The organism is Pedococcus sp. P2_E5, assembly GCF_056403895.1.
In genome coordinates, this window is the sequence record NZ_JBFUEP010000003.1 from 37,237 (window position 1) to 50,667 (window position 13,431).

At 69.0% G+C, this 13,431-nt stretch carries 12 protein-coding genes; 7 read left to right on the forward strand and 5 right to left on the reverse strand.

Annotated features, from left to right (window positions below; translation table 11 throughout):
- Window positions 1–60: 60 nt before the first annotated feature.
- The 5 genes from AC1DVZ_RS01545 to AC1DVZ_RS01565 form a co-directional block, all read right to left on the reverse strand.
- Window positions 61–780: an ABC transporter ATP-binding protein gene (locus AC1DVZ_RS01545; RefSeq protein ID WP_477616498.1), complete on the reverse strand. Its 720-nt coding sequence runs from the start codon at window positions 778–780 to the stop codon at window positions 61–63.
- The gene (locus AC1DVZ_RS01550) at window positions 770–1,534 is read right to left on the reverse strand and encodes an ABC transporter ATP-binding protein (RefSeq protein ID WP_477616499.1); all 765 of its coding nucleotides are present in this window, start codon (window positions 1,532–1,534) and stop codon (window positions 770–772) included. The genes AC1DVZ_RS01545 and AC1DVZ_RS01550 overlap by 11 nt, the downstream gene beginning before the upstream one ends.
- A gap of 193 nt (window positions 1,535–1,727) precedes the next feature.
- Window positions 1,728–2,858, reverse strand: a complete 1,131-nt coding sequence (locus AC1DVZ_RS01555; RefSeq protein WP_477616424.1) for a branched-chain amino acid ABC transporter permease — start codon at window positions 2,856–2,858, stop codon at window positions 1,728–1,730.
- Window positions 2,855–3,796: a branched-chain amino acid ABC transporter permease gene (locus tag AC1DVZ_RS01560; RefSeq protein WP_477616425.1), complete on the reverse strand. Its 942-nt coding sequence runs from the start codon at window positions 3,794–3,796 to the stop codon at window positions 2,855–2,857. Before AC1DVZ_RS01560 ends, AC1DVZ_RS01555 begins: the two co-directional genes overlap by 4 nt.
- Window positions 3,797–3,955: 159 nt before the next feature.
- Complete coding sequence (locus AC1DVZ_RS01565; RefSeq protein WP_477616426.1) at window positions 3,956–5,083, reverse strand: branched-chain amino acid ABC transporter substrate-binding protein; 1,128 nt, start codon at window positions 5,081–5,083, stop codon at window positions 3,956–3,958.
- Between the two features lie 293 nt (window positions 5,084–5,376).
- On the opposite strand from AC1DVZ_RS01565, the gene AC1DVZ_RS01570 reads away from it, so the two are divergent.
- The 7 genes from AC1DVZ_RS01570 to gap all read left to right on the forward strand — a co-directional run bounded on the left by AC1DVZ_RS01570 (window position 5,377) and on the right by gap (window position 13,406).
- The gene (locus AC1DVZ_RS01570; RefSeq protein WP_477616427.1) at window positions 5,377–5,832 is read left to right on the forward strand and encodes a Rieske (2Fe-2S) protein; all 456 of its coding nucleotides are present in this window, start codon (window positions 5,377–5,379) and stop codon (window positions 5,830–5,832) included.
- Between the two features lie 123 nt (window positions 5,833–5,955).
- A complete protein-coding gene (uvrC, locus tag AC1DVZ_RS01575) occupies window positions 5,956–7,926 on the forward strand; it encodes an excinuclease ABC subunit UvrC (RefSeq protein WP_477616428.1) in 1,971 nt (656 codons plus the stop codon).
- Window positions 7,927–7,954: 28 nt separating this feature from the next.
- Complete coding sequence (rapZ, locus tag AC1DVZ_RS01580; protein ID WP_477616429.1) at window positions 7,955–8,950, forward strand: RNase adapter RapZ; 996 nt, start codon at window positions 7,955–7,957, stop codon at window positions 8,948–8,950.
- Window positions 8,947–9,882, forward strand: a complete 936-nt coding sequence (locus tag AC1DVZ_RS01585; RefSeq protein ID WP_477616430.1) for a gluconeogenesis factor YvcK family protein — start codon at window positions 8,947–8,949, stop codon at window positions 9,880–9,882. The genes rapZ and AC1DVZ_RS01585 overlap by 4 nt, the downstream gene beginning before the upstream one ends.
- Window positions 9,883–10,009: 127 nt before the next feature.
- The gene (whiA, locus tag AC1DVZ_RS01590; RefSeq protein ID WP_179422770.1) at window positions 10,010–10,990 is read left to right on the forward strand and encodes a DNA-binding protein WhiA; all 981 of its coding nucleotides are present in this window, start codon (window positions 10,010–10,012) and stop codon (window positions 10,988–10,990) included.
- Between the two features lie 51 nt (window positions 10,991–11,041).
- A complete protein-coding gene (locus tag AC1DVZ_RS01595; protein WP_477616431.1) occupies window positions 11,042–12,214 on the forward strand; it encodes a nucleotide sugar dehydrogenase in 1,173 nt (390 codons plus the stop codon).
- A gap of 187 nt (window positions 12,215–12,401) precedes the next feature.
- A complete protein-coding gene (gene gap, locus AC1DVZ_RS01600) occupies window positions 12,402–13,406 on the forward strand; it encodes a type I glyceraldehyde-3-phosphate dehydrogenase (RefSeq protein ID WP_477616432.1) in 1,005 nt (334 codons plus the stop codon).
- Window positions 13,407–13,431 lie beyond the last annotated feature (25 nt).

Here is a 13,431-nt window from a genome sequence, read left to right on the forward strand (position 1 = left end):
CGGTGATCTCCGAGGGGCCGTTCGCGGTGTGCCGGCGGGCCGGCACACCGAAGGGCTCGTCTAGWCGTCGCCGCCGAGGTAGGACGCCTTGACCGCAGGGTCGTTGGCCAGCTCCTGGCCGGTGCCCTCACGCACGATCTCGCCGGTCTCGAGGATGTAGGCGCGGTGGGCGCGCTTGAGCGCCTGCGCCGCGTTCTGCTCCACGAGGAGCACGGTCGTGCCCTGCTCGTTGATCTCGGTGATGATGTCGAAGATCTGCTGGATGAGCTTGGGCGCCAACCCCATCGACGGCTCGTCGAGCAGCAGCAGCTTGGGGTTGGCCATGAGGGCCCGCCCGATCGCCAGCATCTGCTGCTCGCCACCCGACATGGTGCCGGCGACCTGGCTGCGCCGCTCCGCCAGCCGCGGGAAGAGCCCGAAGACCCGGTCGCGGTCCTCCTTGATCTTCGGCGTCTTGCGGTCGGTGCGGGCGTAGGCACCCATGTCGATGTTCTCGAGCACGGTCATGCCGACGAAGCACCCACGGCCCTCGGGCGACTGCGCGATCCCCAGCACCGGCCGTTCGTGGGCCGGCATCGCGGTGATGTCCTGGCCCTCGAACCGGATGGAGCCGGCGCGCACCGGTCGCAACCCTGAGACCGTCTTCATGGTGGTCGTCTTGCCGGCACCGTTGGCCCCGATGAGGGTGACCACCTCGCCCTCGTTCACCTTGAACGAGATGTTGCGGATCGCCTCGATGCGCCCGTAGTTGACGCAGAGGTCGTCGACCTCAAGAAGCATCTTCATCAACTCCCAGATAGGCGGCGATCACCGCAGGGTTGTCCTGGATCTCGGCGGGCAGGCCTTCGGCGATCTTCTTGCCGAACTCCAGCACGACGATCCGGTCGGTGACGCCCATGACGAGCTTCATGTCGTGCTCGATGAGCAGCACGGTGTAGCCCTGGTCGCGGATCGACCGGATGAGCTCCATCAGCCGAGCCTTCTCCGCTGGGTTGAAGCCGGCAGCCGGCTCGTCCAGGCAGAGCAGCTTGGGGTTCGTGGCGAGCGCTCGCGCGATCTCGAGCCGCCGCTGGTCGCCGTAGGGCAGGTTGCGGGCGAGCTCGTCGGCCCGCTTGTCCAACCCCATGAACTTGAGCAGCTCGTAGGCACGGTCCATGCCCTCGGCCTCCTCGGCATGGTGCTTGCGCAGCCGCAGCAGCGCCGACGCCATGCCGGTGGAGTGGTGCGCGTCAGCGCCGACCAGGACGTTCTCCAGCGCCGTCATGTTGTGGAACAGCCGGATGTTCTGGAAGGTGCGGGCGATGCCCAGCTTGGTGATCTGGAACTTCTGTCGCTTGCCTAGCGGCTCGCCCATGAACCGGATCCCGCCCGAGGTGGGCTGGTAGACACCGGTCATCACGTTGAAGCAGGTCGTCTTGCCGGCACCGTTGGGGCCGATCAGGCCAAGGATCTCGCCGGTGTTGATGTGGAAGGAGACACCGTCGAGGGCCGTGACACCGCCGAAGCGCAACGTCACGTCGTCGACCTCGAGCATCTTGCCCTGGGGGAGGTGGGCGATCTCCTCCACGCTGATGTCGACCGAGGTGTCGGGGGTGGTGTCGACCTCCGGTCGGGTGGTGGCGTCGTCGTCGACCCGGGGTCCGCGTGCCGCGTCGGTGGCGTCACGCGTGGTGTCGGGCACGGCGCCGTCGGGCACGGCGCCGTCCGGAGTCTTGTCAGGCGTGGTGTCAGGCATGAGTCGCCCCTTCCTCGAGGACCTCTGTCTCGATGTCTGCCTGTTTCGCGCGCACCGATCGTCGAGGTGGCAGCAGACCCTGCGGACGGAAGATCGCCAGTGCCATCAGCGCGATGCCGAAGAGCAGGAAGCGTGCGTCCGACAGGAACCGGAACTTCTCCGGCGCCCAGGTGAGCAGGGCCGCCGCGAGCACGACGCCCCAGCGGTTGCCCTGACCGCCGACGACGACCATGGCGACGAAGAGCACGGAGTAGAGGATGGTGAAGTTGTCCGGGTTGATGAACTGCTGCTTGGTGGCGAACAGCGCACCGGACAGGCCGCCGATCGCGGCACCGGTGGCGAAGGCGAGCAGCTTGAACCGGAAGGTCGGGACACCCATCAGCTCAGCGGCGTCCTCGTCCTCGCGCGTCGCCTCCCAGGCGCGGCCGRCCCGCGAGTTCTGCATCCGCCAGTCGAGGAAGAGCACGACACCCACGAGGGTCAGGGCCAGCCAGTAGTACGGGACCGAGTCGGTGACCCCGAACTCGAGGAACGTCGTGGTGTTGCTCTGGTCGACGTAGGCGACGAGTCCCTCCCACTTGAGCTTCGGGATCTCGAACAGCGCCCAGCTGGGTGGCGTGGGGATGTTCGAGATGCCGCGGGAGCCGCCGGTCAGGCCGTCGGCGTTGACCAGGATCAGCCGGACGATCTCACCGAAGCCGAGGGTCACGATCGCGAGGTAGTCGCCTCGGACCCGCAGGGTGGGCGCACCGAGGAGGATGCCCGAGAGCAGCGTGACCGCCATGGCGATCGGGATGCACAGCAGCAGCGGCACCTTGCCGTGGGCCGACCCGAGCACACCCACGGTGAACGCGCCGATGGCGAAGAAGCCGATGTACCCGAGGTCGAGCAGGCCGGCATACCCGATGACGATGTTGAGCCCGATCGCGACCAAGGAGTACAGCGCACAGAGGAACAGCACGGCACCGAAGTCGGAGTCGGTCGTCGTGATCAGCGGCGGGTTGAGGATCGGCAGGAGGTAGACCAACACCACCGCGGCGATCATCAGCACGATCCTGGCCGGGCGGGGCAGGGCGCGGAAGCGGTCACCGACGCCGTGGAAGAAGTTCGAAACGGCGCTCATGCGCGTGCCTTTCCGAGGGACTCACCGAGCAGGCCGGTGGGCCGGAACAGGAGGATGACGACGAGGAGCGTGAAGGCCACGACGTCCTTCCACTCGCCACCGAAGATGGCCTGGCCGTAGTTCTCGGCAACACCGAGGATGAAGCCACCGAGCAGGGCGCCGCGAAGGTTGCCGATGCCGCCGAGCACGGCGGCGGTGAAGGCCTTCACGCCGAGCAGGAAGCCGGAGTTGTAGCGGATCTGCCCGATGCGGATGAGGTACATCATCGCGGCGGCACCAGCCATGGCCCCGCCGATGACGAAGGTCAGCCGGATGACGCGGTCGCGGTTGACACCCATGAGGGCCGCGGACTCGGGGTCCTGGGCCACGGCGCGGATCCCTCGACCGAGACGGGACCGCTGCATGAACTGGTCGAGCACGATCATCATGACGATGGCCGACCCCAGGACGATGAGGTCCTTGTTGGAGACGTGGTAGTCGAAGATGTAGAAGAGCCGCTTCGTCTCGATGTTGAGCGGGAACGGCGCGGCCTCGCGGGGACGGCCGACGTAGCTGACCATGTCGTCGTCCTTGCCGAACCACTTGAACGGCTTGTCGCGCAGGCCCATCGCCTCCGACAGCGTGTAGGACGCGCCGATCGCGGAGATGAGGGCGATCAGCGGCGGTGAGTTGCGCTTGCGAAGAGGGCGGTAGGCGACGAACTCGAGCGCGAGCGCCACGAGGGCGGAGACCGCCATGGCCGATGCGAAGCCCACGATGAGGAACCCGACGACGCCGAGGCCGCTCGCCTTGCTGGCGCCCACCGCCAGGAGTGCCCAGACGGCCGCGAAGCCGCCCCACATGAACACCTCGGAGTGGGCGAAGTTGATCAGGCGCAGGACGCCGTAGACGAGGGTGTAGCCAAGGGCAATCAGCGCATAGATGGCCCCGTTGGCCAACCCCGTGATTGTGAACTCCCAAAAGTTGCTCAGGAGAAGATCCATCAGACCTCCGTAGTGGGGGACCGCCGCGTCAGGTCGACGGGGTCCGGGTCCGGACGGGAACACGGTAGCGGCCAGGACCCCCGTTGCCGAGAGCCCTGGCCGCTACATGTGGTGTTACTTGATTTCCTGGTCCGGAACGATCTTGCCGCCGGTGACCTTGTAGGCCCACACGGAGACCTCAGCCGGCTCACCCTTGGCGTCGAACTTGACGTTCTTGGTGACACCCTGGGCGGAGTAGGACGCGATGAACGCCGTCATGTCCGCCGACGAGGTCTTGCCCGCCTTGATCGCCGCGAGGAACACGTTCGCAGCGTCGTAGGCCTCGGCCGAGTAGGTGGCCGGGTCCGAGTTGTACGCCTTCTTGTAGGCGGCCGCGAACTCCGGAGCCTTGTCCGGGGGGAGGCACGGGCAGGTGACGATGGCACCCTCGGCCGCCGCACCGGCGCCCTTGATGAAGCCATCGTCCTTGACACCGTCGCCGGCGACGAAGGTGCCGGTGAAGCCACCGTCCTTCAGCTGCTTGGCCAGCTTGCTGGCGTTCGAGTAGTAGCCGCCGTAGAAGAAGGCGGTTGCACCCGAGGCCTTGGCCTTCGTGACCGTGGCGGCGAAGTCGTCCTGCTTGCCGTCGGCCGCGGTCTGGTCGGTGCCGACCACGAGGGACCCGAGGTCCTTCTTGACGATGTCGCCCAGGCCCTTGCCGTACTCGGACGTGTCGTCGGAGACGAAGACCTTCTGCGCCTTCAGGACGTCCTTGATGTACTTCGCAGCGGCGGGACCCTGGGTGGCGTCGTTGCCGAGGATGCGGTGGAAGGTCTTCCAGCCGTTCTCGGACAGCGCCGGGTTGGTCGCCGAGGCGGAGATGATGTTGAGGCCGGCCTTGTCGAAGATCGGGTCGGCGGCCTTGGACTCACCGGAGAAGGCGGGGCCGACGATGCCGACCAGCTTCTTGTCGGTGACGGCCTTCTGGGCCAGTCCGGGAGCAATGGACGGGTCGCCCTGGCTGTCGAACGAGGTGAGCGCGACCTTGCAGTCGGCGTTCTTCTCGTTGTACTGCTTGACGGCGAGCTCGGCGCCGTTCTTGATGTTGATGCCGAGGTTTGCAGCGTCGCCGGTGAGGGCGCCGAAGAAGCCGATCTTGAGGTCACACGCCTTGGAACCGGCGTCGGTGCTGCCGCCGGTGGTTCCACCACAGGCAGTCAGCGCGAGGGCAGCGGCCACGAGTGGCGCGCCAATCTTGAACACGGAACGCAAGACTCCTCCTGAAGTCATTGGGTGCTCGCGGGCCGTACTGCGCCCACGGGTCACCCCGGTTGGGGTGTGTGCAGACTATGCCGCTGTTCCCCCTGCGTGGCAGCACATCGACCCCATGCGTGACCGTGTCGTTATCACCGCCCCGTGGCGGGTGGCCTGAACGCCATGGCAGCGTCCTACGTCATACCCATGTTCCACACAGGTCCCACCCATGTCCGGCCTGCATCCTCGGGCCACCTGGTCAGTCCCCCCCTGAGGGGGCACCTCCACCGAAAGGCGCGCGCATGACCACCCCTGAAGACCACCCGCCCACAGGCCCCTCGCGGCGCACCGTCCTGGCGTCCGCGGGCCTCGTCGGCGTCGGCGTCACCGCCCTGGCCGGCTGCGGTGCCGCCGAGGACGCAGCGAGCAGCGCCACCAGCTCGGCGAAGGACGCCGCGACCAGCGCCGTCAAGGACGCGATCTCGAAGGCGACGATCCCGGTGGGGGGAGGCAAGGTCTTCGCCGACCAGAAGGTCGTGGTGACCCAGCCCACCGCCGGGGAGTTCAAGGCCTTCAGCGCCGTGTGCACCCACCAGATGTGCATCCTCGCCGAGGTCGCCGACGGGGTGATCAAGTGCAGCGCCTGCCACCTCAGCGAGTTCGACATCACGACCGGCGCCGTGAAGAAGGGGCCGGCCACCAAGCCGCTCCCGGAGAAGTCCGTGGCTGTGAGCGGCGACGGGATCACGGTCACCTGACCGTCCCCACCAGAAGCGCGGGGGGAGGTATGCCGCGTGGTCACGATGCGGCATACCTCGACTCCCGCGGGGAGCGGGGCTCCCGCGGGACGCACCGTCGGTCGGYCTCCATAGAGTGGAGTCGTGGCTGACCCGTCGACCTACCGTCCGGCGCCGGGGGAGATCCCGGTCGACCCGGGCGTCTACCGGTTCCGGGACGCCGCCAAGCGCGTCATCTACGTCGGCAAGGCCAAGTCGCTGCGGCCGCGGCTGTCGTCGTACTTCCAGGACGTGGCCCAGCTGCACCCGCGCACGGCCACCATGGTCACCACGGCCGCGAGCGTCGAGTGGACCGTGGTCTCCACCGAGGTCGAGGCCCTGCAGCTCGAGTACTCCTGGATCAAGGAGTACGACCCGCGGTTCAACGTCAAGTACCGCGACGACAAGTCCTACCCCTACCTCGCGGTGACGCTCGGCGAGGAGTTCCCGCGCGCACAGGTGATGCGCGGGGCCAAGCGCAAGGGCACCCGCTACTTCGGGCCCTACGCCCATGCGTGGGCCATCCGCGAGACGCTCGACCTGCTGTTGCGGGTGTTCCCGGTCCGCACCTGCTCCTCAGGGGTGTTCAAGCGGGCCGGACAGGTGGGCCGTCCGTGTCTGCTGGGCTACATCGACAAGTGCTCCGCGCCGTGCGTGGGCAGGGTCAGTCCCGAGGAGCACCGCGCGATCGCCGAGGACTTCTGCGACTTCATGGCGGGCAACACCACGCGGTTCGTCAAGCGGCTCGAGCGCGACATGGCGGCCGCCTCGAAGTCCTTGGAGTTCGAGCAGGCAGCCCGGATGCGCGACGACCTCGTGGCGCTCGGCAAGGCGCTGGAGAAGTCCGCCATCGTCCTCGGCGACGGCACCGACGCCGATGTCTTCGCCCTCGAGCACGACGGGCTCGAGATCGCCGTCCAGGTGTTCCACGTGCGCGGCGGGCGGGTGCGCGGGCAGCGGGGCTGGGTCGCCGAGATGGACGACGAGTCGGTCCCCGAGATCGTCGGCCACCTCCTCCAGCAGGTCTACGGAGGGGAGTCGGGTGACAGCGTGCCGCGCGAGGTGCTCGTGCCGGTCCTGCCGGAGGACCCCGATGCCGTCGCGATCTGGCTCGGGTCGCTGCGCGGTGCATTGGTCGACCTGCGGGTGCCCCAGCGCGGCGACAAGCGCACCCTGCTCGAGACCGTGCACCGCAACGCGAAGCAGTCGCTCGCCAGGCACAAGCTCGCCCGCGCGGGGGACCTCACGGCGCGCAGCCAGGCCCTGCAGGAGCTGCAGACCAGCCTCGACCTGGCCGACGCACCGCTGCGCGTGGAGTGCTACGACATCAGCCACATCCAGGGCTCCCAGGTCGTCGGGTCGATGGTCGTCTTCGAGGACGGGCTGGCCCGCAAGTCCGAGTACCGCCGGTTCGTCATCCGGGGCGAGCAGGTGGACGACACCGCGGCGATGGACGAGGTGCTGACCCGGCGGTTCCAGCGCTACCTCGAGGAGCGCGACCAGGCCACCGACGTCGAGCTCGGGCCTGATCCCGAGAGCGGCCCCGAGCGGATCGACCCCGACACCGGCAAGCCGAAGAAGTTCGCCTACCCGCCCAACCTCGTCGTCGTCGACGGCGGCCTGCCCCAGGTCAACGCGGCGCAGTCGGCCCTGACGGCCCTGGGCATCGACGATGTCGCCGTCGTCGGGCTCGCCAAACGGCTCGAGGAGGTCTGGGTGCCGGGCCAGGACTACCCCGTGATCCTGCCGCGCACCAGCGAGGGCCTCTACCTGCTGCAGCGGGTCCGCGACGAGGCGCACCGCTTTGCCATCACCTTCCACCGCCAGCGCCGCTCCAAGGCGATGACCACCAGTGTCCTTGACGGAGTGCCGGGGCTGGGGGAGACGCGACGCAAGGCCCTGCTGCGCCATTTCGGCTCGGTGAAGAAGGTTCGCGCGGCCACGGCCGAGGAACTGCAGGAAGTTTCCGGCATCGGACCTGCGCTGGCAGCCACGATTGCGGCAGAGTTGGCCACCGCAGACACCGCCGCGCCCGCCGTCAACCTGATGACCGGAGAGATCCTCGACGGTGACTGAGCGCGATGAGCGAGGAGACGGGGCAGGGATGACCGACGAGGACCGCGCGGCACCGGAGGCAGCTGGGCCGGACGCAGGAGCCCCGGACGCAGGAGCCCCGGACGCAGGAGCCCCCGACGCAGGAGCCCCCGACGTCGCCGACTCCGGCGACGGGCGCGACCCCGCCGAGCTCGTGATCGTGACCGGCATGAGCGGCGCCGGGCGGTCGACGACCGCCAACGTGCTCGAGGACTCCGGCTGGTACGTCGTCGACAACCTGCCGCCGCACCTGCTGGTCTCGTTGGCCGACCTCGCCAACGAGGCGCCGCGCCGGGCCGGCCTGCCGCGCCTCGCTGCCGTGGTGGATGTCCGGGCCCGCGGCTTCTTCGACCACCTCCAGACGGCGCTCGACGAGCTGCGCGAGCGCGGCTGGCGACCCAACCTGGTCTTCCTCGACGCCACGGACGAGGCGATCGTGCGCCGGTTCGAGTCGGTGCGCCGACCGCACCCACTCCAGGGCGAGGGTCGGCTGCTGGACGGCATCACCCGCGAGCGAGCGATGATGGCCGACCTGCGGGCGCGCGCCGACGTCGTCATCGACACGTCCGGCCTGAACGTCCACCAGCTCGCCAAGAAGGTCCATCCGGTGTTCTCCGGCGACATCGGCCACAAGGTCCGCATCGCGGTCATGTCGTTCGGCTTCAAGTACGGCGTGCCGCTCGACGCCGACTTCGTCTTCGACATGCGGTTCCTGCCGAACCCGTTCTGGATCCCCGAGCTGCGCAACTTCACCGGGCAGGACGCGCCCGTGGCCGAGTTCGTCATGGCTCAGGAGGGGGCACCCGAGTTCGTCGACCGGGTGGTCGCCCTCATGGACCCGGTGACGGAGGGCTACATCCGCGAGGGTCGGCGCTACGTCACCGTCGCGGTGGGCTGCACCGGCGGCAAGCACCGCTCGGTCGCCGTGGCCGAGGCGCTGCGGTCGCGGCTCAGCAGCGAGGACATCGCGACGTTCGTGGTCCACCGCGACCTGGGTCAGGAATGACCGGCCCCGCGGTCGTCGCTCTCGGTGGTGGGCACGGCCTCGCCGCCTCGCTCGAGGCACTCAAGCTGGTCTGTGACGACATCACCGCCGTCGTCACCGTCGCGGACAACGGCGGGTCCTCCGGGCGGCTCCGCGACGAGTTCGACGTGCTGCCACCCGGCGACCTGCGGATGGCCCTGACCGCCCTCTGCGACGACACCGAGTGGGGACACACCTGGCGTGACGTCCTCCAGCACCGGTTCCGGGGCGACGGCCAGTTGGGCGGCCACGCCCTTGGCAACCTGCTCATCACCGCTCTGTGGGACCTGCACCACGACCCGGTCATCGGGCTCGACCTCGTCGGGCGACTGCTCAACGCGAGGGGCCGGGTGCTGCCCATGGCAGCCGTGCCCCTCGAGATCACCGCTCGCGTGCGGGGTCTGGACCCCGGCGATCCGCTGGCCCTCTCGACGCTGCGGGGCCAGGTGGCGGTCGCCACGACCAGGGGGACCGTTCTCAGCATCGCCCTCGAGCCGGCCGACCCGCCTTCGGCCCCGGAGACGGTTGCGGCGGTGCGCGAGGCCGACTGGGTGATCCTCGGGCCGGGGTCGTGGTTCACCTCGGTGATGCCGCACCTCATGGTGCCGGCCCTGCGCGACGCGCTGCACGACACGACCGCCCGGCGGCTGCTCACCCTCAACCTGGAGCACTCCGGAGAGACGGCGGGGTTCACGGCCGCTCGCCAGGTGGAGGCCCTGGTCGACCACGCGCCGCGGATGAGGCTGGACGCTGTCCTGGCCGATCCCGGCGCCGTCGATGATGAGGCAGGATTGCGGTCGGCCGCCGCGCGGCTCGGGGCGGAGCTGGTCCTTGCACCGGTGGCGCAACGCGGCGCACCGGGGCACCATGACTCGCTCCGGTTGGCCGCGGCATACCGCGACCTGTTCGGCTGAGGGCGGACATGGTTGAGTCTGACGCGAGACCACGTCAGCGCCGGTCGGCGCCGGCGAACCAGGGGAGACAGCAGAGCATGGGACCAGAGCCCACCAGTGCACGACGGCGAGATGGCAGGATGAACCAATGGCGATGACGGCGCGGGTCAAGGACGAGCTCAGCAGACTCGACGTCACGAAGCCCTGTTGCCGCAAGTCCGAGGTGGCCGCAACGCTGCGGTTCGCGGGCGGCCTGCACATCGTGGGGGGACGGATCGTCGTCGAGGCCGAGCTCGACACGGCCAACGCCGCGCGGCGGCTCCGCAAGAACATCAGCGACCTCTACGGCCACCCCTCGGAGGTCCTGGTCCTCGCGGCCGGCGGTCTGCGCAAGGGCAGCCGCTACGTCGTCCGGGTGGTCCAGGACGGCGAGGCCCTGGCCCGGCAGACCGGGCTGATCGACGCCCGTGGGCGTCCGGTGCGAGGGCTGCCGCCCAAGGTGGTCAGCGCCTCCGCCTGTGACGCCGAGGCAGCCTGGCGCGGTGCGTTCATCGCCCACGGCTCGCTCACCGAGCCCGGCCGGTCCTCCGCCCTGGAGGTCACCTGCCCCGGACCGGAGGCAGCCCTCGCCCTCGTGGGAGCGGCTCGCCGCCTCGGCATCCAGGCCAAGGCGCGCGAGGTGCGCGGCGTCGACCGGGTCGTCATCCGCGACGGCGATGCCATCGGGGCGATGCTCACCCGCCTCGGCGCACACGACGCGGTCATGGCGTGGGAGGAGCGGCGGATGCGCCGTGAGGTCCGCGCCACGGCCAACCGGCTGGCCAACTTCGACGACGCCAACCTCCGGCGCTCGGCGCGCGCCGCGGTCGCCGCCGGTGCCAGGGTGCACCGTGCCATGGAGATCCTCGGCGACGAGATCCCCGACCACCTCAAGGAGGCGGGCGCGCTGCGGCTTGAGCACAAGCAGGCGTCGCTCGAGGAGCTCGGCCAGCTCGCCCAGCCACCGATGACCAAGGACGCCGTGGCGGGGCGGATCCGGCGCCTGCTGGCGATGGCCGACAAGCGGGCACAGGATCTCGGCATCCCGGGCACCGAGGCCAACCTCACGCCCGACATGCTGGACGCCTGACCGACCCATGACCGAGGCGAGTCAGGGCAGGACCCGGAGCGAGGACAGCGCATGACCAGGATCGCGGTCGTCGGCACCGGCTACGTCGGGCTCTCCATGGCGGTCCTGCTCGGCCAGCGGCACGAGGTCGTGGCCCTCGACATCGATGCCGACCGCGTCGACCTGCTGAGCTCGGGACGCAGCCCGATCGCGGACCCGGAGATCGAGACGTTCCTCGCCCACCACGAGCTGACCCTGACCTTCACGACCGACTCGGCGACGGCCTACGCCGGCGCGGAGTTCGTGATCATCGCGACACCGACCGACTACGACCCGGTGACCAACTACTTCGACACCTCCTCGGTGGAGAAGGTTGCCGCCGACGTGGTGGCCGCCAACCCCGCCGCAGTGATGGTGGTCAAGTCCACGGTGCCGGTCGGCTTCACCGAGGGACTGTCGCGGCGACTGGGCACGGACAACCTCCTGTTCAGCCCCGAGTTCCTCCGGGAGGGCAAGGCCCTGTGGGACAGCCTGCACCCCTCCCGGATCGTCGTGGGCGAGCGCAGTGACCGCGGACGCGTGTTCGCCGACCTGCTGCGGGAGGGCTCCGAGGAGCCGGACGTCCCCGTGCTCCTCACCGACAGCACCGAGGCCGAGGCCGTGAAGCTGTTCGCCAACACCTACCTCGCCATGCGCGTCGCCTTCTTCAACGAGCTCGACACCTTCGCGGTGACCCACGGACTCGACCCGCGCCAGATCATCGAGGGAGTCGGGCTCGACCCGAGAATCGGCCCGGGCTACAACAACCCGTCGTTCGGCTACGGCGGGTACTGCCTGCCCAAGGACACCAAGCAGCTGCTCGCCAACTACCAGAACGTGCCCCAGTCGCTCATCGAGGCGATCGTCACGGCGAACACGACCCGCAAGGACTTCGTGGCGACCGACATCCTGCGGCGCCACCCCCGCATCGTCGGCATCCACCGCCTGATCATGAAGTCCGGCTCCGACAACTTCCGGTCGAGCAGCGTCCAGGGGATCATGAAGCGGATCAAGGCCAAGGGCGTGCAGGTCGTCGTCTACGAGCCGGCGCTGGCCGATGACCACTTCTTCGGCTCGCGGGTGATCCGTGACCTCGCCGAGTTCACCGAGGTGTCCGACGTCATCGTCGCCAACCGGATGGTGGCGGAGCTCGAACCCGTGGCCGACAAGGTCTACACGCGCGACCTCTTCGGTGGCGACTACTGACCTCGGCCCGTATGCCGCCGTGCCCGACCTGGGGCGCCCGCCACGCGCGACCCCGGAGCTGCCACGTTACCGGCCCGTACGCCGGACCGCCGTGACTCCCGACGGCCCTGCTCGCTAGGCTCGGGGCCGAGCAATTCCGCGCCGCGCCACGCGGCATACCGTCCCCATCTGAGAAGGACTTGGCATCGTGACTGTTCGCGTAGGTATCAACGGCTTCGGCCGCATCGGCCGCAACTTCTTCCGCGCCATCGAGGCGTCGGGAGCCGACATCGAGGTCGTGGCCACCAACGACCTGATGGACAACAAGACGCTGGCCCACCTGCTCAAGTACGACTCGATCCTCGGCCGCTTCCCCGGTGAGGTGACCTACGACGACACCTCGATCACTGCCGGTGGCAAGACCTTCCGGGTGTTCGAGGAGCGCGACCCGGCCAAGATCGACTGGGCCGCCGTCGGCGCCGACATCGTCGTCGAGTCCACCGGGTTCTTCACCGACGCCACCAAGGCGACCGCGCACATCGACGGTGGCGCCAAGAAGGTCATCATCTCGGCGCCCGCCTCCAACGAGGACATCACGATCGTGATGGGTGTCAACGACGACCAGTACGACGCGGCCAAGCACACGATCATCTCCAACGCGTCGTGCACGACCAACTGCCTCGGCCCGATGGCCAAGGTCCTCCACGACGAGTTCGGCATCGTCAAGGGCCTGATGACGACCATCCACGCCTACACCCAGGACCAGAACCTCCAGGACGCCCCGCACAAGGACCTGCGTCGCGCCCGCGCCGCCGCCCTCAACATCGTGCCGACCTCGACCGGTGCCGCCAAGGCCATCGGCCTGGTGCTGCCCGAGCTCAAGGGCAAGCTCGACGGGTTCGCCCTGCGCGTCCCGATCGCCACCGGCTCGGCCACGGACCTCACCTTCGAGGCCGGCCGCGAGACCACCGCCGAGGAGGTCAACGCCGCGGTCAAGGCCGCTGCCGAGGGCCCCCTGAAGGGCATCCTCGTCTACACCGAGGACCCGATCGTGTCCAAGGACATCGAGAGCGACCCGGCCTCGTGCATCTTCGACGCCGGTCTCACCAAGGTGATCGGCAACCAGGTCAAGGTCATCGGCTGGTACGACAACGAGTGGGGCTACTCCAACCGCCTCGTCGACCTCGTCGCCCTCGTCGGCCAGTCGCTCTGAGCGACCGGAGCCGAGCCGACGATGC

Excerpts from the sequence above, each read along its gene's own strand:
- AC1DVZ_RS01550 (WP_477616499.1), bottom strand. The coding sequence starts at position 1,534 with ATGCTCGAGGTCGACGACGTGACGTTGCGCTTCGGCGGTGTCACGGCC.
- AC1DVZ_RS01570 (WP_477616427.1), top strand. The coding sequence starts at position 5,377 with ATGACCACCCCTGAAGACCACCCGCCCACAGGCCCCTCGCGGCGCACC.
- rapZ (WP_477616429.1), top strand. The coding sequence starts at position 7,955 with ATGACCGACGAGGACCGCGCGGCACCGGAGGCAGCTGGGCCGGACGCA.
- AC1DVZ_RS01585 (WP_477616430.1), top strand. The coding sequence starts at position 8,947 with ATGACCGGCCCCGCGGTCGTCGCTCTCGGTGGTGGGCACGGCCTCGCC.
- whiA (WP_179422770.1), top strand. The coding sequence starts at position 10,010 with ATGGCGATGACGGCGCGGGTCAAGGACGAGCTCAGCAGACTCGACGTC.
- AC1DVZ_RS01595 (WP_477616431.1), top strand. The coding sequence starts at position 11,042 with ATGACCAGGATCGCGGTCGTCGGCACCGGCTACGTCGGGCTCTCCATG.